Annotated in this window: 18 protein-coding genes, 1 tRNA gene and 1 other annotated feature; of the genes, 4 read left to right on the top strand and 15 right to left on the bottom strand. The window is 40.1% G+C overall.

Features of this window, described 5'->3' with window-relative positions; genetic code table 11:
* Positions 1-131: 131 nt before the first annotated feature.
* The 4 genes from A3O17_RS05140 to rplU form a co-directional block, all read right to left on the bottom strand.
* Positions 132-629 (bottom strand): transposase, encoded by a 498-nt coding sequence (locus A3O17_RS05140; protein ID WP_064213049.1) that lies wholly within the window; start codon positions 627-629, stop codon positions 132-134.
* Between the two features lie 80 nt (positions 630-709).
* Positions 710-991, bottom strand: coding sequence for a 50S ribosomal protein L27 (gene rpmA, locus A3O17_RS05135; RefSeq protein WP_057827775.1), 282 nt, complete (start codon positions 989-991; stop codon positions 710-712).
* 22 nt (positions 992-1,013) lie between these two features.
* Complete coding sequence (locus A3O17_RS05130) at positions 1,014-1,334, bottom strand: ribosomal-processing cysteine protease Prp (protein ID WP_064213048.1); 321 nt, start codon at positions 1,332-1,334, stop codon at positions 1,014-1,016.
* Between the two features lie 19 nt (positions 1,335-1,353).
* Positions 1,354-1,662, bottom strand: coding sequence for a 50S ribosomal protein L21 (gene rplU, locus A3O17_RS05125; protein WP_057827774.1), 309 nt, complete (start codon positions 1,660-1,662; stop codon positions 1,354-1,356).
* 16 nt (positions 1,663-1,678) lie between these two features.
* Positions 1,679-1,753 (bottom strand) — a sequence feature (ribosomal protein L21 leader region).
* 121 nt (positions 1,754-1,874) lie between these two features.
* On the opposite strand from rplU, the gene A3O17_RS05120 reads away from it, so the two are divergent.
* Positions 1,875-1,951: transfer RNA gene (locus tag A3O17_RS05120), tRNA-Arg, on the top strand.
* A gap of 84 nt (positions 1,952-2,035) precedes the next feature.
* Here the strand turns inward: A3O17_RS05120 and A3O17_RS05115 are convergent.
* The 4 genes from A3O17_RS05115 to A3O17_RS05100 form a co-directional block, all read right to left on the bottom strand.
* Positions 2,036-2,506, bottom strand: coding sequence for a hypothetical protein (locus A3O17_RS05115; RefSeq protein ID WP_081256910.1), 471 nt, complete (start codon positions 2,504-2,506; stop codon positions 2,036-2,038).
* 19 nt (positions 2,507-2,525) lie between these two features.
* Complete coding sequence (locus A3O17_RS05110; RefSeq protein ID WP_064213041.1) at positions 2,526-3,491, bottom strand: hypothetical protein; 966 nt, start codon at positions 3,489-3,491, stop codon at positions 2,526-2,528.
* A 10-nt stretch (positions 3,492-3,501) separates the two neighbouring features.
* Entirely contained in the window at positions 3,502-4,374 is an 873-nt protein-coding gene (locus A3O17_RS05105) for a hypothetical protein (protein ID WP_064208167.1), read from the bottom strand.
* A gap of 109 nt (positions 4,375-4,483) precedes the next feature.
* Positions 4,484-5,650, bottom strand: a complete 1,167-nt coding sequence (locus A3O17_RS05100; RefSeq protein ID WP_064213040.1) for a hydroxymethylglutaryl-CoA synthase — start codon at positions 5,648-5,650, stop codon at positions 4,484-4,486.
* 129 nt (positions 5,651-5,779) lie between these two features.
* Between A3O17_RS05100 and A3O17_RS05095 the strand changes: the two genes are divergently transcribed.
* Together A3O17_RS05095 and yidC are read left to right on the top strand one after the other, a co-directional pair.
* The gene (locus A3O17_RS05095; RefSeq protein ID WP_064213039.1) at positions 5,780-6,055 is read left to right on the top strand and encodes an acylphosphatase; all 276 of its coding nucleotides are present in this window, start codon (positions 5,780-5,782) and stop codon (positions 6,053-6,055) included.
* 73 nt (positions 6,056-6,128) lie between these two features.
* Positions 6,129-7,058 carry a membrane protein insertase YidC gene (yidC, locus tag A3O17_RS05090; RefSeq protein WP_064213038.1) on the top strand — a complete coding sequence of 310 codons (930 nt, stop codon included), beginning with the start codon at positions 6,129-6,131 and terminating at the stop codon, positions 7,056-7,058.
* 185 nt (positions 7,059-7,243) lie between these two features.
* Here yidC and A3O17_RS05085 read toward each other — a convergent pair whose 3' ends face one another.
* From A3O17_RS05085 to A3O17_RS05065, 5 genes are all read right to left on the bottom strand, one after another.
* On the bottom strand, positions 7,244-8,725 hold the full coding sequence (locus A3O17_RS05085; RefSeq protein ID WP_225354742.1) for a HAMP domain-containing sensor histidine kinase: 1,482 nt from the start codon (positions 8,723-8,725) through the stop codon (positions 7,244-7,246).
* Positions 8,726-8,759: 34 nt separating this feature from the next.
* Positions 8,760-9,446: a response regulator transcription factor gene (locus A3O17_RS05080; protein WP_057827766.1), complete on the bottom strand. Its 687-nt coding sequence runs from the start codon at positions 9,444-9,446 to the stop codon at positions 8,760-8,762.
* A gap of 80 nt (positions 9,447-9,526) precedes the next feature.
* Entirely contained in the window at positions 9,527-10,951 is a 1,425-nt protein-coding gene (gene gndA / locus A3O17_RS05075; protein ID WP_057827765.1) for an NADP-dependent phosphogluconate dehydrogenase, read from the bottom strand.
* A 62-nt stretch (positions 10,952-11,013) separates the two neighbouring features.
* Positions 11,014-12,252 (bottom strand): ATP-dependent Clp protease ATP-binding subunit ClpX, encoded by a 1,239-nt coding sequence (gene clpX / locus A3O17_RS05070; protein WP_057827840.1) that lies wholly within the window; start codon positions 12,250-12,252, stop codon positions 11,014-11,016.
* Between the two features lie 124 nt (positions 12,253-12,376).
* On the bottom strand, positions 12,377-16,609 hold the full coding sequence (locus tag A3O17_RS05065) for an MMPL family transporter (RefSeq protein ID WP_064213037.1): 4,233 nt from the start codon (positions 16,607-16,609) through the stop codon (positions 12,377-12,379).
* A gap of 226 nt (positions 16,610-16,835) precedes the next feature.
* On the opposite strand from A3O17_RS05065, the gene A3O17_RS05060 reads away from it, so the two are divergent.
* Positions 16,836-17,495, top strand: coding sequence for a TetR/AcrR family transcriptional regulator (locus tag A3O17_RS05060; RefSeq protein WP_064213036.1), 660 nt, complete (start codon positions 16,836-16,838; stop codon positions 17,493-17,495).
* A 43-nt stretch (positions 17,496-17,538) separates the two neighbouring features.
* On the opposite strand, the gene tig is transcribed toward A3O17_RS05060, so the two are convergent.
* A complete protein-coding gene (tig, locus tag A3O17_RS05055) occupies positions 17,539-18,849 on the bottom strand; it encodes a trigger factor (protein ID WP_057906893.1) in 1,311 nt (436 codons plus the stop codon).
* A 155-nt stretch (positions 18,850-19,004) separates the two neighbouring features.
* Positions 19,005-20,192: an elongation factor Tu gene (gene tuf, locus A3O17_RS05050; RefSeq protein ID WP_064208160.1), complete on the bottom strand. Its 1,188-nt coding sequence runs from the start codon at positions 20,190-20,192 to the stop codon at positions 19,005-19,007.
* Between the last annotated feature and the right edge of the window lie 157 nt (positions 20,193-20,349).

Raw genomic sequence — 20,349 nt, 5'->3', positions numbered from 1 at the left:
TCTGTTCCGGTTCATGAATTTATTGTTCTGCCGGTCTTTCTTATGAGATCGTTGATAATAGAAGGTTGAACGACTCATCTTAGCGACCTTCAACAGAACTGCCAGTGGGAATTGACAACGAAGTCGTTCAATTATTTTTGCTTTTTTTGATCTTCGATTGCCAATTCCCTTAATGCTTTTAAATAGGCATTTTCAGCTCTTAGATAGAGTAATTCTTCCTCAAGTTCCTTGATTTTCTTGTCTTCTGGTTTAATTTTCTTTTGATTACGTTTTGTGATTGTCTTTTTCCTCGGTCTTCCTTTTGGTTTATCAATCACATTATAATCATTTTTTCGATAATCTCGAATCCAATTAGTCAACATTCCAATAGAAGATAATCCTAGATCTAATGCGACTCCGCCTTCTGTCTCATTATTAAACAACACACGATGGATTGCGTTCAGTTTTTCTTCTTTGGTCCATTTATGATGTGGGCGATCCAACCAACAAACTCCAAAACGATCTAATACCTGAGTCAAGTAATAAAAATTACTTTTCCCAATTGGATAATATCGTTGTACTTTTGAATACGGATATCCTTTCTGATAAAGAAGATAAATATTAATCTTATCTTGTTTTGTTAAACGCATAAAAAACACCCCAAATCTTGGATTTATTTTGTCCAAGATTTGGGGTGCATATCATTCGTCACAGCCTCTTTCAAAATACATTAGTCAGCAACTGGGTAAACAGATACTTGACGTTTGTCACGGCCTTTGCGTTCGAAACGTACAACACCTTCAACCTTAGCAAATAATGTATTGTCACCACCCATACCTACGTTTACACCTGGGTAGATATGTGTACCGCGTTGACGGTAAATGATTGAACCGCCCTTTACGAGTTGACCATCAGCACTCTTAGCGCCTAAACGCTTTGAACGTGAGTCACGACCGTTGGCAGTTGAACCGCCACCTTTTTTGTGAGCAAAGAATTGCAAGTTCATTAACATAACAGTTGCACCTCCTCAATGCTTATTTTATCTTGATGTATTTACCATAACTATTCGCAACATCCCGTAAACCGAGTTCAAAACTTTGAAGCAGTAATTGAACAGCTGGAAGTTGCACTTGATCATCGGAAAGCTCAACTTTAAGGAATCCGCCATTTTCATCATCCGATAAAACTTGCGGTTTGCTCTGAGCAAGCTTTTCTAAACTATTAACGGTATTGATTGCAAGAACAGACACCGCCGAACAGACAATATCTTGTCCGTATTCACCGGCATCTGCATGCCCTTTTAATTCAAATCCAGAAAGTTTTCCAGACCGATAATTAAAATGTGCTTGAATCAAAATATCAACCAACTTTCAATTAAGCGTTGATTTCGTCAATAACAACCTTTGTATATGGTTGACGATGACCTTGCTTTGTGTGTTGGTGTTTCTTTGGCTTGTACTTGAAAGTTACAACTTTCTTTGCACGGCCTTGCTTTTCAACTGTTCCTGTAACGGTTGCACCTTCAACTAATGGTGTTCCGATAACAGTCTTTTCACCACCAACTAAGACAACTTGATCAAAAGTTACTTTGTCGCCAGCCTTAACGTCTAATTTTTCAACGTAGATAGCTTGACCCTTTTCAACTTTTAATTGCTTGCCACCAGTTTTAATGATTGCGTACATCTTGTGCACCTCCTTAATTAATCCTTAGACTCGCCGTAATTTAGTGGTTCATAAGAACACTTAAACTTAAAACGTGCGGTTGCAGTTGTACTATGCACAAGTACAACAGTTGTAGTTTATCAAAATCTAATTGACTCGTCAAGGTTCATCATGCTTAAAGATTAAATTGACTTTTAAGAATAATCATCATATAATACTAACGTTGTTGAAATGGTTCGGTAGCTCAGCTGGATAGAGCATCCGCCTTCTAAGCGGATTGTCGAGAGTTCGAATCTCTCCCGAATCACCATATGGACACGTTCAGTTAATGAGCGTGTTTTTTTATTCTTCAAAAAAGAAGGTGTAATCAACGATTACACCTTCTTTTCCATTCTTAATTTTGATCGTACATCTTCATGTACTGAGCTTCGATCTCTTGTTCGTCAAAGTCTAAATCGATCAGCCCCAGTTTCAAATACATGTGCCAAGCATGGACTAACGCTTGCGGTTGCCGGTTAAAGTAGCACTTGTTGATTTGCTGCTGAATAATTAAATAAACCGTTGCAAACGAATCACTCTTCCATTTTTGCCCGATTTGATTTAAATCTTCATCCGTCATCAACATAATATATGCCCACTCTTTGAAATTGGCCATTTCAAAAAAGTCACGCATTCCATGGCAATAACTTTCAAGCAATTCTGCTTTCGGTGCCTTGGCTTGAATCTTAGTAAACAAGTCTGCCAAACTCAAATTGACATTCACAACCAAATTACTGTATTTTTCATCAAGCGCAATCTTCTTTGCAGGCAACATTTCTGGAAAAGCACTTTGCCGTGCTAATCCAAGCATTCGATTAAAATCCACCATCTTCACCTTCTATAAATTAGTAGTAACGCGGATCATTCTTGATTTCAAGGCTCTCAAGGTTTTCCAAGTACCAATCACGAATGAAATCGCACTTATTCAATACATCAAACCATGAGATTCGATTATCAGGATCATTGATCTTAATTACCCACTGACCATTTTCTTGGGGTTCAACTGCCATTTTAATGCCCCGACTCAACTCTAATTCAGCTTCATTATGCATTCCGGTGATCAACATGTAACCGGCATTTGAAGCGGTAATAAATAACTTATCCAATGCGGTTTGTGGCATTTGATCATCCATAATTGCATACGATGCATAATTTGATGGATCTAAAATGTTGAAATCAACATCAAATCCATAATCTTCCTTCATGAACTTTCCGATTGCAAGTAACTGAAGTTCAAATTTCCGCAACGTTTCTTCATTGATTTCCTTTTTCAACTTAACGATCAGTAAATTCGTTAATGCTTCACTATTGAAAAGAAGCAAGTGCTTATTGAAGTCAATAAAGAATAACGCTTCTTGAGTATGCTGTTCAACGTAGTAAGCACTGCCATCTGGGTTTTCCACAAACGTAAAGTAGCCCAACTTATCAATTCCTGGAAATTCATGATACAGTTCATCGTTTTGTTCATTGGCCTGTAAAACCAACTTTTCTGCTTGGTGCAATCCAAGAAGTCGGCTTAAAAAGATCAAATAAAAGTCCGGCCGCGTATATTGTTGCGGGTAAATCAAATATGCAGAGTCAAGCTGATATGTTGATAATTGTTGAATCGACTTCAATAAAACCATCGCATCGTCCGTTGTAATCAATTGGTTTAAAATCTCAGTGAAATGAATCCCATTGTCCAAGTTTTTCTTCAATTGATCGCGATATGCCATTAAGCGGCCCGTTGTACTTAACGAACGGGCATCCTTACTTTTTTGTTTTGTTGTTCCGTCTGGGAAAAACGTTACCGTTTGTAATTTTTCGCTCATCTTATCTCACCTATTTTTCTGCAGCAATCAAATTTGCGATGTAGTCGCGATAAAGGGTCTTATTTTTAGCTTCGAAGTTTTCAAAATTACCGAACTTCGATACGATACTTTGCTTTTCGTATCCAATTAACGTATCTTCCTTTGATAAGGCTAAAACCGTTTCTTCATTGTCCCGAATCGTCCGGTATGCATCATTGGCTTCCTCATCAAGTTCGGTTAAATGGCTTAATTGATCAACCAACTTTTGTTTTGATTCCCGTTGCTTTGAACTTTCCCACGGCATTACTTTTTCTTGGGAAACCGCCTTGATTTGAGCACGCAATTTTTCTTTTTGCTGATCGCGTTCATCTTGAGAATCGATCAAACTTTGCAACCGTTCATTTTCCTTTGAAAGCCGTTCGATTGCATCGCTATTTAAGCGTTTATTCTCGTATTCAAGCTCAAACGCCTTTGACAATTTTTCGTATTCACGCTTGTCAAAATGAAATTCAACGTTCAAGACATCGACCGTTCCGAAAAGTCTTCTGCCCCACCAATTTCCAAAATAAAATTGAAAATTCCCAGGAGCTGTTTCTTCAAAGTAGAAGAATGGGTACATTTCATTTAAGTATTTGATCAGCTTTTGGCTTAAAAATGCGCTGATTTTTGGTTGGATATCTTCAACTAACTTTTCGTTTTCCGTATCCTGAGCACCATGCCGAGCATGTAAAATTTCATCAGAATATTTCTTTGAATTAATAAGTTCATACACTTGACGGTCATCTTGATCATCAATTGCCTTTGCTAATGTCTGTAAATATTGAATCTTGCCTGTTACGGCTTCGGTTAATGTTTTTGTAGCTTCATCATGATCTGATAAAGTGAACTGATTTTCATTTGTCATAAAAATCTCCTCTTATTACTATAAAATAAAAACATTGCTTTATTTCTATTCTGACAAAAAACGCCATCAAAAGCAATGTTTCATTTATAAATTACCTGATTGTTCTTAATTATTTCACAACATATTGCCGTTGATAATCTTCAACCCCGGCAAAAACAAACTTTGCAGGATCCGTACTGATATCAAGTTTCCGGGTCTTATCGCTGATCTTGATCCGGGAATTATAAACGTCTTCATATTCGGCAACGTTCAGTTGTTTCCGGGCATCCAAGACTTTTTGAAATGCTTCGTGTTCAATGTTTTGGTCAAATCCTGGACGAAGCAAGCCAGAGTAAAATTCGCCTTGCGCACCTGAACCATAGCTGTACAGCCCTAGCCGCATTCCGGCTTTAAGATCCGTTGAATTTTCAAGTAATGAAAGCAGTCCTAAGTACAATGAACCGGTGTAAAGGTTTCCGATTTGGTTGCTGTACCGCCGAACATTTTCAAATTCGTGTGTTAACCGGGCAGCAACTGTTGGATCAGCATCTTCGATTGCAATCTTCAATGCTTTAAATCCTTCCTTCGTGTATGGTAAGTGGAATAACATTGCATCAAATTTTGAAATATCAAATCCGGTGTTATCTTGGTATTCTTTGAAAACATGTTTAAAGAATTCAAGATAAACGTTGGTTGAATACTTGCCATCAACTAAGGCTTCATCAAACCCTAACGGACGCCAGAAGTCCATTACATCGTCGGCCCAGTAAGTTGCATCATCTTGAACGGCTAAGATCTGCGGATCCCGGCTGATCAACATTGCAACAGCCCCGCCGCCTTGAGTTGGTTCACCTTTCGTTGCTAACCCGTAACGCGCATTATCAGCTCCGATTACGAGCACTTTTGAATCAGGGTTCATTGCGATGTGGCCGTGAGCGAAATGAATTGCGGCAGTTGCTGCGTAGCAAGCCTGTTTTAATTCAACGACCCGAACCTGGTGCTTAAATCCAAGCAACCGTTGAAGGTAAACGGCTCCGGACTTTGAATTATCAATTCCTGATTCAGTTGCAAATAAAATCATATCAATTTGTTCCTTATCTTCAGGAGTCAAAATCTTATCAGCCGCATTCGCTGCCATTGAAACAACGTCTTGAGTTGGTGGAATAACCGCCATTTTACTTTGACCGATCCCAATCAAATATTTATTCGGATCAACGTCACGTGCTTCAGCTAATTCCGCCATATCCAAGTATAAATGTGGCGTAAAGAAACTAATTTTATCAATTCCGATATTCATAATTATCCCTCCGATAAAAATCTAGGTTAGATTTTACCATACCCAACACAATAAAGAAAAACATAACCCTTAAATTTAAAAGGCCATTTATGCTAAAATATTGTTAATTTAAAGAAAGAAAGTGGTTTCATGAAAACAATCAAACTCGAAGTTTATGGGCTCGTTCAAGGCGTCGGTTTCCGCTTTATGACGAAAAAGCTGGCCGATGAATTAGGCGTAAAGGGAATCGTAATGAACCGGAATGACGGCTCTGTTTATATTGAAGCTCAAGCTGATCCAATGACTTTGCAACAGTTTATCAGTCAGGTTAAGCTGTCGCCTTCCCCGAGCGGCCGGGTCGATGATGTTCATATCACTGAAATTGACCATGCTCCATATAAAGACTTTTCAGTTACTTATCAATAATCGGGAAAATATTGAAATTCCAATGTATTTTTCTTATCATAGTTCATGAAACTATAATGAGAGGATTTGAAAATTGAAAAAGAAAAAAATTGGGATCCTTGCGGGGATGTTTTTAACCGTTTCGCTTTTCCTTGGCGGATGTGTTCAACGTACAAGCTCTGGGAAACCGTACGGATTCATTTATGATTACCTTGCAGTTCCAACCCAACACCTTTTAAAGTGGCTTGCAAACCTTTTAGGCGGTAGTTACGGATGGTCGATCGTCGTGATTACGATCGTTGTCCGGTTCTTGTTATTACCATTGATGCTGAGTCAAATGAAAAAATCAACGGTTCAGCAAGAAAAAATGGCTGCGATCCAACCTCAATTAATGGAACTTCAAAAGCAAGCCCAAAAAGCGCAAACGCAAGAAGAACAAATGCTTTTAAGCCAACAAATGATGGCCCTGTATCGGGACAACGAAATTTCAATGACCGGCGGAATCGGGTGTTTGCCCCTTTTGATTCAAATGCCGATCTTTGCCGCATTGTATGCCGCAATTGAATATTCACCTGACCTGGCCCACTCAACATTTTTCGGCATCAACCTTGCAGGCCGCAGCTTTACGTTTGTTGCATTGACCTTCTTGATCTATGCTCTTCAAGGTTGGCTGTCGACCCGGGGAATGCCGCAGCAAAATGGTCAAATGGCAAAAATGACAACGGGAATGATGATGATTTATACCCCAGTAATGTTTGCCTTTATGACCTGGATTGCTCCTGCCGGATTAGGATTATACTTCTTTGCAGGTGGAATCATTGCATGTCTTCAAACATTATTAATCAACGGAATGCGTCCACGAATCAAAAAAGAAGTTGAAGCCCAAATGGCTGCACGGAAAACCGTTCATCCAGAACCAATCAAGCCAATTCAAGCTCAAATTAAGGATGCGCAGGAAAAATCAGCCGAAACTCATAATTTGAACCGCCAGCGCAATGCCGGAAAACAACATCGAAATAAGTAATAAAAAGAGGCTGTGACGTAAATCACAGCCTTTTTGTTATATCCGCATAATCGGGTTCCAAAACAAACGAGCCGTGTGGTGACGCGTAGCTAATTCGAAAACCTCCGAATCTTTGCTCCGCGATTCGTTCGCTTTTCTGCTTCCACCACGCTCGTTTTTAACGTTTTGTCACACCTTCATTTTTGTTATTCTTTTTGAACGTCTTTCACAAGGGGTAACTGGACTTTAAAGACTGACCCTTGCCCTTCAACACTTTCAACGCTAATTGAGCCATGATAGCCTTCAACTAACCGATGAGCAATTGAAAGTCCTAATCCATTTCCACCCTTATTCCGGCTACGAGCCTTATCGACCCGATAGAACCGATCAAAAATCTTTTTAATATTTGCCTGTGAAATTCCTTCCCCGAAGTCCTGAACAACCAGTTCAACGTACCGGGTATTTTTGGACATTGCCATGTGGATTTCCTTGCGATCAGTTGAATACTTGACCGCATTATCAAGCAAAATAATCAAAATCTGTTCAAGGTGGTTCCGATAAATTCGAACCGGGGTCTTCGTTTTCAAGTCATTATCTAATACGATTTGAAAATCAGGATGGATCATCTTAAAGTCGTTAAAGACCTGTAAGCCGACTTCGCGCGCATCAGCGATCTCATTTTTATACTGAATTTCGACTTGTTCTGCCCGGGATAAATCAAGCATTTCTTGAACCAGGTTCTTCATCCGATCAATTTCTTGAAGCGAAGCCTTGATCGATTCATCAAGCACTTGCGGATCGTCTTTTCCCCAGCGTTCAAGTAATTCTAAATGTCCCTGAATAATGGCGACCGGCGTCCGCAATTCGTGCGAAACATCGCCGACAAATTGCTGCTGTTGTTCAACATACCGGTGCATCCGATCCAACATGCGGTTAAACAAAACCGTTAATTCCGCGAGCTCATCATCCTTTGAAACCACTGGAACCCGCACTTCTGACAAGGCCTTTCCTTCATCATCATTGCTGTTGATTTTATCGATTGTTTCATTCAATGTATCGATTGGTTGTAAGAGAAGAGATGACAACCAGTAACTCATCAACGCAATTGCAAAACAAACCGTTAGCCCAATAATAATGAATAAGGTAATCAATTTGTGCCGGCTTTGATCGTATTGCACGAGACGGTTTGAAATCTGAACGTAACCAATTACCTGGTGGGTTCCTTTATCCAGAATCGGCTTCCGTAACAGCAAGATCGTATGTCCATTCTGCCGGTAATGCGTTTCCGTTAATTCTTTAACTTTGTGAAACTTGATCGTATCATGCTTCGTTGTATATAATTCACGGCCGGAACAGTCATAAACACTCACCGTCAACCCTTCATGCGATGCTGATTGAATAAACGAATCCTTATACGGACTATCCTTTGCCGGGCGTTGCGGCGAATAATCAATATTAAATGACCGTTGAATATCTTCAATCGTTAAATTATGATGGCAGTTATTCAACTTTTGTTCCGTCGCGTTTAATGCACTACGCACATTGTTTTGATCCTGTTTCAGCAACATGCTTGAAAAGCACTGAAAAAGCAGCACTGCGAAAATTGCAAAAATAATCGTCGTTCCCAGGGCTGTTCCAAGCGACCACTTAACCTTTAATGAAGTTGGCCGCTTTGTACTTTCTTGCATTTTTTCGCCGTTAATAACTTCCTTGTTCATTGGTTTACGACCGCATTACATATCCAGTTCCGCGAACCGTTTGAATATAACTGTCTTCACCGGGACGGTCGATCTTGTTCCGCAAGTACCGAATATAAACATCGACCACGTTAGTTTCAATTTTACTTTCATAGCCCCAAACCTTTTTCAAAAGGTCTTCCCGGGCAAGAACCACGTTGACATTTTCCATTAACGTTAACAGCAATTCATATTCCCGTTTCGTTAATTCAATGACTTCATCACCGCGCCGGACGATCCGATTTTCCTTTTCAATCGTCAAATCTTTATATGTGACCGTCGTTGCCTTGCCGGCGCGCCCCTCATCTTCTAAATCAACCCGCCGAAGAACGGCCCGTAAACGCGCCAATAATTCCTCAATAGCAAACGGTTTGACGATGTAGTCGTCAGCCCCGTGATCCAATCCTGAAACCCGGTCGATAACTGAATCGCGAGCCGTCATCATAATAATCGGGGTCGTTTTCACCTGGCGAATCCGGCGACAAACTTCAAGTCCGTTCAATCCTGGAAGCATTAAATCCAAAAGAATGGCATTCCAGTCTTCATTCAAGGCCAATTCAAGAGCTTCCCGGCCATCATAACTGACCTGAGTTTCATATCCTTCATGTTTTAACTCTAATTCAACAAATCGTGCTAAATTTTCTTCATCTTCAACAATCAATATTCTGCTCATTAATTTCTCACTCCAATGTTAAATAATCAAAAACGTCACGAAAACTATCTCGTGGCGTTTTCTTGATTTTTATTTGCTAATCACTCTTCAGGATACCATTCATAGTGGAAGTTGCCTTCACGGTCAGTCCGTTCAAATGTGTGAGCCCCAAAGTAATCACGTTGGGCCTGAATCATATTTGCTGGAAGATCAGCTGACCGGTATTGATCATAGTATGTCACTGCCGATGTAAAGCATGGGCATGGAATCCCAGCCCGAACAGCTAACGCAACAACATCGCGAACATCACTTTGATATTTAGTAACAACTTCTTTAAAGTAATCATCAAGCAAAAGGTTATCCAATTCTGGATCACGATCGTATGCATCGGTAATCTTTTGTAAGAATTGAGCCCGAATAATGCATCCTGCACGCCAAATCTTTGCAAGTTCTCCAAGGTGAATGTTCCATTGATAATTGTCCGAAGCCACCTTAATCTGTTCAAATCCTTGAGCGTAACTCATGATCTTACTGAAGTAAAGGGCCTTCCGAATTTTTTCAATCGTTGCTTGCTTGTCGACTTCTGGAACTTGATTTTCAGGTTGCGGCAAAACCTTACTTGCTTGAACCCGTTCCTTCTTCATAGCTGAAATGTAGCGAGCATACACCGCTTCAGTGATCAATGTTTGCGGCATTCCAAGATCGAGTGCACTTTGTGAACTCCATTTTCCAGTTCCCTTATTTCCGGCCCGGTCAAGGATCACATCAATGATGTCTTTTCCAGTTCCAAGATCGTCTTTCCGCGTCAAAATTTCAGCTGTAATATCGATCAGGTAACTGTTTAATTCAGTATGCCGCCATTCGTCAAACGTTGCTGCAATTTCAGCATTTGACATATGAAGGACACGCTTCATCAAATCATAACTTTCAGCGATCAATTCCATATCGCCGTATTCAATTCCATTGTGAACCATCTTAACATAGTGTCCGGCACCATTTGGCCCAATGTAAGCAACACATGGTTCACCATCTTCAGGTGCCTTGGCCGCAATTTGCTTTAAAATTGGAGCAACCAGATCGTAAGCTTCTTTTTGACCGCCGGGCATCAATGAAGGACCGTTCAATGCACCCTTTTGTCCGCCTGAAGTTCCCATTCCGATGAAATTAATTCCGGAATTTTCAAGCTCCTTATTCCGCCGCATTGTATCCTTAAAGAAGGTATTCCCGCCATCGATCAAAACATCACCCTTATCAAGGTAAGGTAAAACGTTTTGAATGGTTGAATCGGTTGGAGCGCCGGCCTTAACCATCATTAAGATCCGCCGCGGTTTCTCAATTGATTCAACGAAATCCTTCATTTCGTAACTTGCAACAAAATTCTTGTCGCCATGATCTTTCATTGCTTGCTTAGTATACGTTGAATCCCAATCGTATACCGCAACGCGATAACCTTGCCGTTCAATGTTCAACGCAAGGTTCTTCCCCATGACAGCCATTCCAATAACACCGATCTGTGCTTTTTCCATTTTAAAGCCTCCCACTACTAATCTCAAAACTATTCTAGCAAAAAAAGAATGGTCCTGAAAGTCTATTTTTCATTTGCCATGATAACTTCCGGTTTCCCAGTACCCTTAACGGCATCTCCCGTAATAATGACCTTCTTGATTTGATCATTACTTGGAGTTTCATACATTACATCCATCATCGTATGTTCAACAATTGAACGTAATCCCCGCGCACCGGTATTCCGCCGAATAGCTAACTGAGCCATTTCGCTTAAGGCTTCATCGGTAAATTCAAGCTCAACATCATCCAACGCCATTAGCTTCTTATACTGTTTAACTAACGCATTCTTCGGTTCCGTTAAGATTCGAACCAAATCATGTTCATTGAGTTTCTCAAGTGAAGTCAAAATTGGAAGCCGACCGATAAATTCTGGAATTAATCCGAACTTCATCAAATCTTCTGGAATGATCTGCTGCATCAAACTCTTGCTTTCATCAAATGATGAACTTGAATTGGTTCCAAAGCCGATCGTCTTATCACCGAGACGGTTTTTAACGATGTTTTCAATGCCATCAAACGCTCCGCCGACAATAAATAAGATATTGGTTGTATCAATTTGAATGAGTTCTTGTTGCGGGTGTTTCCGTCCTCCCTGTGGCGGAACACTTGCAACCGTTCCTTCAAGGATCTTCAATAATGCTTGTTGAACCCCTTCACCGGAAACATCCCGGGTGATCGAAACGTTCTCGGCTTTCTTTGCGATTTTATCAATTTCATCAATATAGATAATCCCGCGTTGGGCGCGTTCAATATCGTAATCTGCATTTTGAATCAATTTCAACAGAATGTTTTCAACGTCTTCCCCAACATAACCGGCTTCCGTTAACGTGGTTGCGTCGGCAATCGCAAACGGAACATTTAAAACCCGCGCCAAATTTTGAGCAAGGTAAGTCTTCCCTGAACCAGTTGGACCGACTAAGCAAATATTGCTTTTCTGTAATTCGGTATCATCATCACTGTTGAGCGATGATGAAATTCGCTTGTAGTGGTTGTAGACCGCAACTGCCAATACCTTCTTGGCTTGTTTTTGACCGATCACATACTGGTCCAAGGTCTTCACGATCTCTTGCGGTGTTGGAATCCGTGAAAAGTCATTTGCTAGTTGTGCGCGTTGTTCCTGTTTGATAATTGAATCTGCAACTTCAACGCATTCATCACAGATATAAACTCCAGGTCCCGAAATCATATTGTTAACCTGTGATTCCGATTTTCCGCAAAATGAACAGCGGATTTCTTCCTGTGTTTCCTTATTATCGTGCATCATTCTCACCCTATCATCAAAAAATCATTAACTCTATCTTACCAAATTTTAATTATTTATTCTAACTAAACACTTTCACGCCAATAAAAAAATTGCAGGTGAAACCTGCAATTTTTTTTTTCGATTAATGCTTCTTTTTCGTCGTCTTATCCATCTTATCCTTAATCGGATATGTCAGGCTCAAAAGACTTGGAATGATTGTTGGAATTGCAAATACCAGAATCGTTAATCCGATAATTACAACTAACGCAACTTGAATCAACGTCAAGACTCCGGATGGCATCAAAGCAGCAAAGGTTCCGCTCAAAATCAAAGCAGCTGAAACAACCACCGCTCCGATTTCAGTTGCAGCCTTCACGATCCGTGCTCCCGGCGTTGCAAGGAAACCATCGTATTCTTGATACTTCATCATCAAGAAGATACTGTAGTCAACCCCTAGGGCGATCAGCATGATGAAGCTAAAGAATGGTGTATTCCACGTCAACATGCTCTGGCCTAAGAATGCCTTACTAATCAAATGCGTAATATCCAATGACATGATGTATGCCAATAATAATGTTCCCAAAATGTAGAACGGTTGTAAGATTGACCGCGTGATCAGCATCAATGCCAACAAGATTCCGGTCAACATGATGATTGCCGTCCGAATGAAGTCCTTCGAAGCAACATTCCGCGTATCATTGATGTATGCCGTTTGACCACCTAACGCAACTTTTGCTCCTGAAAGGGAAGTTCCCTTAATTGACTTATTCACAAGACTTTGAATATTTTCAACCGTCTTCATCGCACTCAATGAGCTTGGGTTTTCGTTTAAGACGATCGTAAATTTAACCGCATGCTTGTTTTGTGAAAGATAACTATCTTCAGCCTTTTGATATTCTTTACTCTTCAAAACATCTTTTGGAACGTAGTACGTATCCGCAGCGGCTGAATCTTTAAGACCTGTAAGGTAGTTATTTGCAGTTCCAAGTCCTTGGTTGATCTTCTTGGCTCCGTTGCTTGCCGTTGTCAATCCGTTTTCCAGTTCGTTGACTTGTCCAGCCATGCCGCTGATTTGACTGTACATCTGACCAAGACCATTAGTTAACGTTCCTTGGTTTTGAGCAAGCAATGCTGCCCCTGATGAAACTTGACCAGCGCCTGAAACTAATGCTGGGGCATTGGCTGCCAATTGACCAGTTCCGGCTGACAATGCTGAGATTGCACCAAGCATCGTTGGCATTTGACTTCTCATTGAACCGATACCGCCTGCTAATTGGCTTGAGCCATTTGCAAGTTGGGCAATTCCGCCAGTCAATGCCGGTAATTGACCCTTCATTGATCCAATGCCGCCTGCTAATTGATTTGAACCATTTGCAAGTTGGGCAATTCCGCCAGTCAATGCTGGTAATTGACCTTTCATTGATCCAATGCCGCCTGCTAATTGATTTGAACCATTTGCAAGTTGGGCAATTCCGCCAGTCAATGCTGGAACTTGTGAACCTAATTGATTCAAGCCGCCGTTCAATGCATTTGCACCATTACTAATTTGGGTTGCCCCGGCTGCTGCCTGGTTAACCATGTCTTGAATTTGACCGGTTGCTTGACTTAATTGACCAACCCCATCGGCAACTTGACTTGATCCTGGAACTAACTTATTGATTGCTCCTTGCAATTGGCTAACGGCATTATTCAAGTTATTGACCGCTTCTTGAGTTTGAGATTGAGAAGCCATCGTCTTTAACTTACTTAACTGTTCCGCCGTTGATTGCAATTGATTCAATTGGTTTGATAAATCAGAACCACTTGATGAAACAGATTGCATATCATTTTGCAATGCTTGCGCACTATTGGTTGCACTGTTGATGCTGTCGCTCAAACCGCTCATCATTTGCTGTTGCTTTTGTGCAATTTGATTTGACGCACTCTGCAATGCTTCCTGAAGCTGTTGCTTTTGTGAATCGTTTAATCCTTGAACCGAGTTAACAATATTATTAATATCTTGACTTGATAAACCAGCACTTCCTGATGAAGCTGAGCCTGCAGCCTGTTTCAATTGGTTCAAAGCATTTTGCAAGTTGCCAGCATCCGTTTTCGCCTTATCGCTATTTGATGAAAGTGCTTGGGCTGTCTTTTGAATTCCGCTGATATCTGGCGTTGCAGCATTCTGCAACTGACTCAATGCATTCGTTAAGTTGCCCAGTTGGCCTTTAAGTTGCTGCATTTGAGAAGAATTCAATTGATTTTGAACCTGTTTCAAGCCATCGGCAACTTGATTTGCACCGGCTTGAAGTTCCTTAACTTTTGGTCCTAATTGAGCCAATTGTTGATTGTTTTTGGCCGCATTCAACTTGTTTGCAAGTTCGTTTGAACCATTTACAAGTTGATTGCTTCCATCAGTTAACTTGTTAACGCCTGTGCTTAAAGCACCCGTCTTACTATTCAGCGTTGACAAACCGCCATTTAAAGCATTGGCCCCGTTAAATAGTGCATTCACACCTGAGCTTAAAGCGCCCGTCTTGCCATTTAACATTGACAAGCCACCATTTAAAGCACTTGCGCCGTTAAATAATGCATTCACGCCTGAACTTAAAGCACCCGTCTTGCTGTTCAACGTTGCAAGCCCGCTATTCAATGCATTGGCACCGTTATACAAAGCATCCACGCCTGAGCCCAATCCGCTTGTTGCAGCGGCAAGCTGGCTCATTCCATTATTTAAGGTGTAAACCCCATTTGCATAGGTGATCATCCCATTGCCTAATGTTGACGCGCCATTTGCCAATGTGTTTGCCCCAGCTTGAAGCTGTTGACTTCCATCGTACAACTTCTTAGCACCATCGACGCCGGCTTGAATGTTGGCCCCCTTCAATTGCGAGTTAGCCCCATCCAATCCGTTACTAATTTGGCTTAAGCCTTTCCGGGCATCCTTTGTTCCGTTTGTAACGGTCTTCAATTGATCATTTACATATAATTCTTTTAATTTTGATCCGCCCGGCTCAGTAACCGTTGCAACAGTTTTAACGCCCTTCACAGCTTGAATTTGCCGTGCAAGTTCATCGATTTCCTTGAGATCCTTTTCGTTATCAACCGGATGATCGGTCTTAATGTAAAGAGTCGTTGGCTCTGCCGTTCCCTTTGAGAAGTGCTTTTGAACAACCTTAAACCCTTGCTTAGCTGGAACAGAGTCATTCAATTCAACCAACGTATCATAATTTAACGGACTTCCCTTTGACAAAAGGAATGGCAAGGCACATAACGCAGTAACGATCAATCCAATAAACGGCATCTTGACCATTGTCTTTGAAATGTTATGCCACATTTTGTTGGTTGATGAACCATTAAATTTCTTACTTGGCCAGAAAATTTTCTTTCCAAGCATTGCCATAAAGAATGGGTTAAGGGTCAGCAATGCCAACAGTAAAATGGCAACTGAAACCGCAACCCCCACGGCTGAACGATAAATACTAAATTTCGCTAAACCTAACGTTGAGAATCCAATTAAAACAGAAGACCCACTAAAAAGAATCGTCTTTCCAGCAATCCGGAGTGACCGGCGGGTAGCCTGCAGCGGCGATAGCCCTTTACTAAGTTCTTCTTTAAACTGATCAAACATCAAAATGTTATAGTCAGTCCCAATCCCGAATAAAACAACAACCATGAAAACTTGAGTAAAGTTTGATAATGGGAAATTAAAATGTTTTGCTAAGTTCATTACAACACTTAATGAAATCAGCATTGAAATTCCAACTGACAGCAATGAGAAAATTGGCGTCAACGGTGAACGGAAAATCAAAGCCAAAACAATAAAGATAAAGACGATCGTAATCGTTTCGGTCTTCTTGATTCCTTCTTGCGTTTCACTAATGAAGTCATCATTTAAGATGTCACTTCCAGTAACGTAAGTCTTCACTCCCGGAGTTTTAGCACCCTTTGTGATCAATTCACGCGTTTTCGCAACCGTAATATTCTTATCAACATTCAATTGAAGAATTTCAGTTGTTTTATCCTTGGAAATCAATTGCGCACGTGTATACTTGTTTTCGTTCGGCGCAGTCATTGATTTGATATGATACTTCTTCTCCTGATGTTTAAAGGAATTAATCGTAGCATCGATATTATCCTGCTGGTTGGCGGATAATTTTCGATCGCCATTGTTGAAGACAACAACGACTTGCCGCGTGTTATCCTCATGTCTTCCCCAGTGATTTTGAATATTATCAGCTACCTGACTGGTCAAGTCGCTTGGCAGCTTGATTTGTCCTTTTTCACGGACTAATTGATTGATATTTGGTAACGTAATCAAAGAAGCAATCAACAAAATGACCCAAATAATTGCTTGAACAATGTATCGCTTCTTTGAGCCGTCCTTTTGTTCCATTAAATTTCCTCTTTTCTCTTTTAAATAGACACAGTGTTGTTTTTACCATACAAATATATATTAATTTAACGGGAATATCAATCATCGAAATCCGACAAGGTGTTGCTTTTAACCAAATTTTAAGCTAAAATGGCAAAATTAAAAGCAACACCTTGTTGATTTGGTATTGTATTTTTTTAGCTAAAGCTCTTATAATAAATATCAGAAATATAAAAGGAGAATTTTTATGAGTGTGCATCAGAAAATTGCGACGGCCGAACGAAAAATCAAAGCCGCATTCATTTACCTGGTAAATGAGAAGGGATTAAGTCATATCACGGTTAAAGACATTACCGAAGCTGCCAATATTAACCGCAGTACATTTTACAAACATTTTATTGACAAGCCGCATTTGGTCGACCACTATGAAAAACAATTTTTTGAACATGTAAATAAAATGTTGAAGGTTGAGGACACTAGCCAAATTTCTGAACAAAGCATTGAGGAAATGCAGCTTCAACTTTATTCAAAAATCAATAAAATTATTGAATATATCTATGACGAACTTGAATTAGCGAAAGCTTTAATTGGGCCAAACGGGGATCCGTATTTCGAAGAGAAAATCAAAGAACTTTTACGGAATATTTTAAATTCAGATATTGAACTTATTAAAGGAAATATCAACGTTAAAAACTATATTCCAGAAGATTACGCCCATGAAGTAGTGATTTCAGAGTTGATCAGCGTAATTAAATTATGGTTGACGAAAGCTAATCCCGAACCGCCGCAAAAAATTTCCGAAATTATTATTAAAACCCGCTATTTAAGTCCACATGAACTTTTAGGATTTGATAATTCAATTCCATTTGAAGATCAGCTTGCGACCGTTAATCATGAAAATGAGTAAAAAAACAGCCCTCTTTCGAGAGCTGTTTTTTGATCAAAGAAAATTATTTTTCTTCTTTCTTTTCAGGCAAGTCTTGCTTTGCTGAATCTGTCATTTCTTGAACGACTTTCCGGATTGAAATATCATGTTTCAACATGTCATCTGATAAGGCAGAACGAACAGCCTTTTCATCCATTCCATATTGAGTTGCTAAATCTTTGATTTCATCATTGATTTCATCTTCTGAAATTTCAATATTTTCCTTTTCAACGATTGCTTCAAGGACAAGGTTTGTCTTAACCCGTTCTTCTGACCCTTCACGGAATTGCTTCCGTAAGTCTTCTTCTGAAGTTCCCGTTAACTTGAAGTACATGTCTGGGTTAATTCCTTGTTGTTGCATTCCACTGAAGTATTGATCCATTTGACGTTGAACATCATCTTCGATCATTGCTTCTGGAATGTCACCGATTTTAGCATTTTCAACTGCCTTTGAGATTGCTTCTTCTTGAACGGCATTCTTAGCAGCTGCTTCCTTTTGTTCCTTGATTTCGTCTTTAACCTTTGCCTTTAATTCTTCTAATGTATCAACATCATCATCGATATCCTTAGCAAAGTCATCATCTAATTCTGGAAGTTCTTTTTGCTTAACTTCATGAATCTTAACTTCAAAGACAGCATCTTTACCTTGCAAGTCCTTTGCTTGGTAGTCATCTGGGAATGTAACCTTAACTTCAACTTCATCGCCAGCCTTGTGACCAACTAATTGATCTTCAAAGCCCGGAATGAATGTCTTTGAACCTAATTCAAGGGAGTAGTTTTCAGCCTTGCCACCATCGAATGGCTTACCGTCAACTTTACCTTCAAAGTCGATTACAACTGTGTCGCCTTCTGCAGCTGGTTCGTCTTCCTTTAATACAAGTTCAGCTTGTTGTTGACGACGACGTTCTAATTCATCTGCAACTTCTTTGTCTGAAACATCAGTTGAGTGCTTCATAACTTCAAGGCCCTTGTATTCACCTAATTCAACTTCAGGTTCAACCGTTACTTTAGCTGAAAGAACCCAAGCTGAATCCTTTTCCATTGATTCAACGTTGATTTCAGGTTGTGAAACAGGCTTGATCTTTGATTCTGATACCGCATTTGCATATGCTTCTGGTAAAAGAGCATTTAAAGCATCTTGGTATAATGCTTCTTCGCCGTACATCTTATTGAAGATTTGACGTGGTACCCGGCCCTTACGGAAACCAGGCACGTTAAGTGATTTCTTCACTTTGTTGAATGCGATGTCCAAGCCTTCCTTAATTTTATCTGGTTGGATTTCGAAGGTTAACTTTCCGTCATTTGTACCTTCTTTTTTTTCCCATTTAACAGACATTTTATTCCCTCCGTACTCTAAATTTTATACGATAAACAGTATCTGTATATTAACTAATTTTACCTTAGAAATCGCAAAATGTAAACGAAATCTCAAAAATTGTTGAGGTAACAAAAAAAGCCTGGGATAAACCCAGACTTTTAATTGGTTTCAAATTAGTCAAGGATGTCTGATACGACACCGGCACCAACTGTACGGCCACCTTCACGAACTGTGAACTTAAGACCTTTTTCAATAGCAACTGGTGCGATTAATTCTACTGTAAATGTAACGTTATCGCCAGGCATTACCATTTCTACGCCTTCTGGCAATTCAATAACACCTGTAACGTCTGTTGTGTGGAAGTAGAATTGTGGACGGTAGTTTGAGAAGAATGGTGTGTGACGTCCACCTTCTTCTTTAGTTAAGACATACACTTCACCCTTGAACTTCTTGTGAGTTTGGATTGAGCCTGGCTTAGCTAAAACTTGACCACGTTCTACTTGGTCACGGTTGATACCACGAAGTAATGCACCGATGTTATCGCCGGCTTCACCTAAGTCAAGGGTCTTCCGGAACATTTCAACACCTGTGATTGTTGTCTTAAGAACTTCATCCTTCAAACCAACAATTTCAACTTCGTCGCCGACCTTAACTGTACCACGGTCGATACGACCTGAAGCAACAGTACCACGACCAGTGATTGTAAATACGTCTTCAACAGGCATTAAGAATGGCTTGTCTGTAGGACGTTCTGGTGTTGGGATGTATTCGTCGATTGTATCCATTAACTTCATGATGTTAGCTTCTTGTTCTTTGTCGCCTTCAAGAGCCTTCAAAGCTGAACCACGGATAACTGGAATGTCATCGCCAGGGAAGTCGTATTCGCTTAATAAGTCACGAACTTCCATTTCAACTAAGTCTAACAATTCGTCATCGTCAACTAAGTCTGTCTTGTTTAAGAAGACAACGATGTACTTAACACCAACTTGACGAGCAAGCAAGATGTGTTCACGTGTTTGTGGCATAGGACCATCTGTTGCAGCTACAACTAAGATAGCACCATCCATTTGAGCAGCACCTGTGATCATGTTCTTAACATAGTCAGCGTGTCCTGGAGCATCGATGTGAGCATAGTGACGCTTTTCTGTTTCATATTCAACGTGAGCTGTGTTGATTGTGATACCACGTTCACGTTCTTCTGGAGCAGCATCGATTGAAGCGTAGTCTTCAGCTTGTGCTAAACCTTTTTCAGCTAAAACTTTTGTAATAGCTGCTGTTAAAGTTGTTTTACCGTGGTCAACGTGGCCGATTGTACCAATGTTAACGTGTGGCTTTGTTCTTTCGTAATGTTCTTTTGGCATTAATACGAACCTCCTATATTTTTCCAAAGATATCAAAATTAGATGTTGATAATCCTTGGTATGTATTATACTACTTCTTTTAAATAAAACCAAGTAATAAAATGATTTTGTTCTAAAAGAAGAATCCTTGATTCATTATATAAGTGTCCTTGAAGTT

Origin of the sequence: Ligilactobacillus aviarius, assembly GCF_001654615.1 — a bacterium.
GTDB lineage: Bacteria > Bacillota > Bacilli > Lactobacillales > Lactobacillaceae > Ligilactobacillus > Ligilactobacillus aviarius_B.
This window is presented reverse-complemented; position numbering and strand designations above follow the sequence as displayed.

Excerpts from the sequence above, each read along its gene's own strand:
- clpX (WP_057827840.1), bottom strand. The coding sequence starts at position 12,252 with ATGCACGATAATAAGGAAACACAGGAAGAAATCCGCTGTTCATTTTGC.
- A3O17_RS05100 (WP_064213040.1), bottom strand. The coding sequence starts at position 5,650 with ATGAATATCGGAATTGATAAAATTAGTTTCTTTACGCCACATTTATAC.
- A3O17_RS05110 (WP_064213041.1), bottom strand. The coding sequence starts at position 3,491 with ATGAGCGAAAAATTACAAACGGTAACGTTTTTCCCAGACGGAACAACA.
- A3O17_RS05105 (WP_064208167.1), bottom strand. The coding sequence starts at position 4,374 with ATGACAAATGAAAATCAGTTCACTTTATCAGATCATGATGAAGCTACA.
- rplU (WP_057827774.1), bottom strand. The coding sequence starts at position 1,662 with ATGTACGCAATCATTAAAACTGGTGGCAAGCAATTAAAAGTTGAAAAG.
- tig (WP_057906893.1), bottom strand. The coding sequence starts at position 18,849 with ATGTCTGTTAAATGGGAAAAAAAAGAAGGTACAAATGACGGAAAGTTA.
- gndA (WP_057827765.1), bottom strand. The coding sequence starts at position 10,951 with ATGGAAAAAGCACAGATCGGTGTTATTGGAATGGCTGTCATGGGGAAG.
- tuf (WP_064208160.1), bottom strand. The coding sequence starts at position 20,192 with ATGCCAAAAGAACATTACGAAAGAACAAAGCCACACGTTAACATTGGT.
- A3O17_RS05095 (WP_064213039.1), top strand. The coding sequence starts at position 5,780 with ATGAAAACAATCAAACTCGAAGTTTATGGGCTCGTTCAAGGCGTCGGT.
- A3O17_RS05060 (WP_064213036.1), top strand. The coding sequence starts at position 16,836 with ATGAGTGTGCATCAGAAAATTGCGACGGCCGAACGAAAAATCAAAGCC.
- A3O17_RS05080 (WP_057827766.1), bottom strand. The coding sequence starts at position 9,446 with ATGAGCAGAATATTGATTGTTGAAGATGAAGAAAATTTAGCACGATTT.
- A3O17_RS05065 (WP_064213037.1), bottom strand. The coding sequence starts at position 16,609 with ATGGAACAAAAGGACGGCTCAAAGAAGCGATACATTGTTCAAGCAATT.
- rpmA (WP_057827775.1), bottom strand. The coding sequence starts at position 991 with ATGTTAATGAACTTGCAATTCTTTGCTCACAAAAAAGGTGGCGGTTCA.
- A3O17_RS05140 (WP_064213049.1), bottom strand. The coding sequence starts at position 629 with ATGCGTTTAACAAAACAAGATAAGATTAATATTTATCTTCTTTATCAG.
- A3O17_RS05085 (WP_225354742.1), bottom strand. The coding sequence starts at position 8,725 with ATGCAAGAAAGTACAAAGCGGCCAACTTCATTAAAGGTTAAGTGGTCG.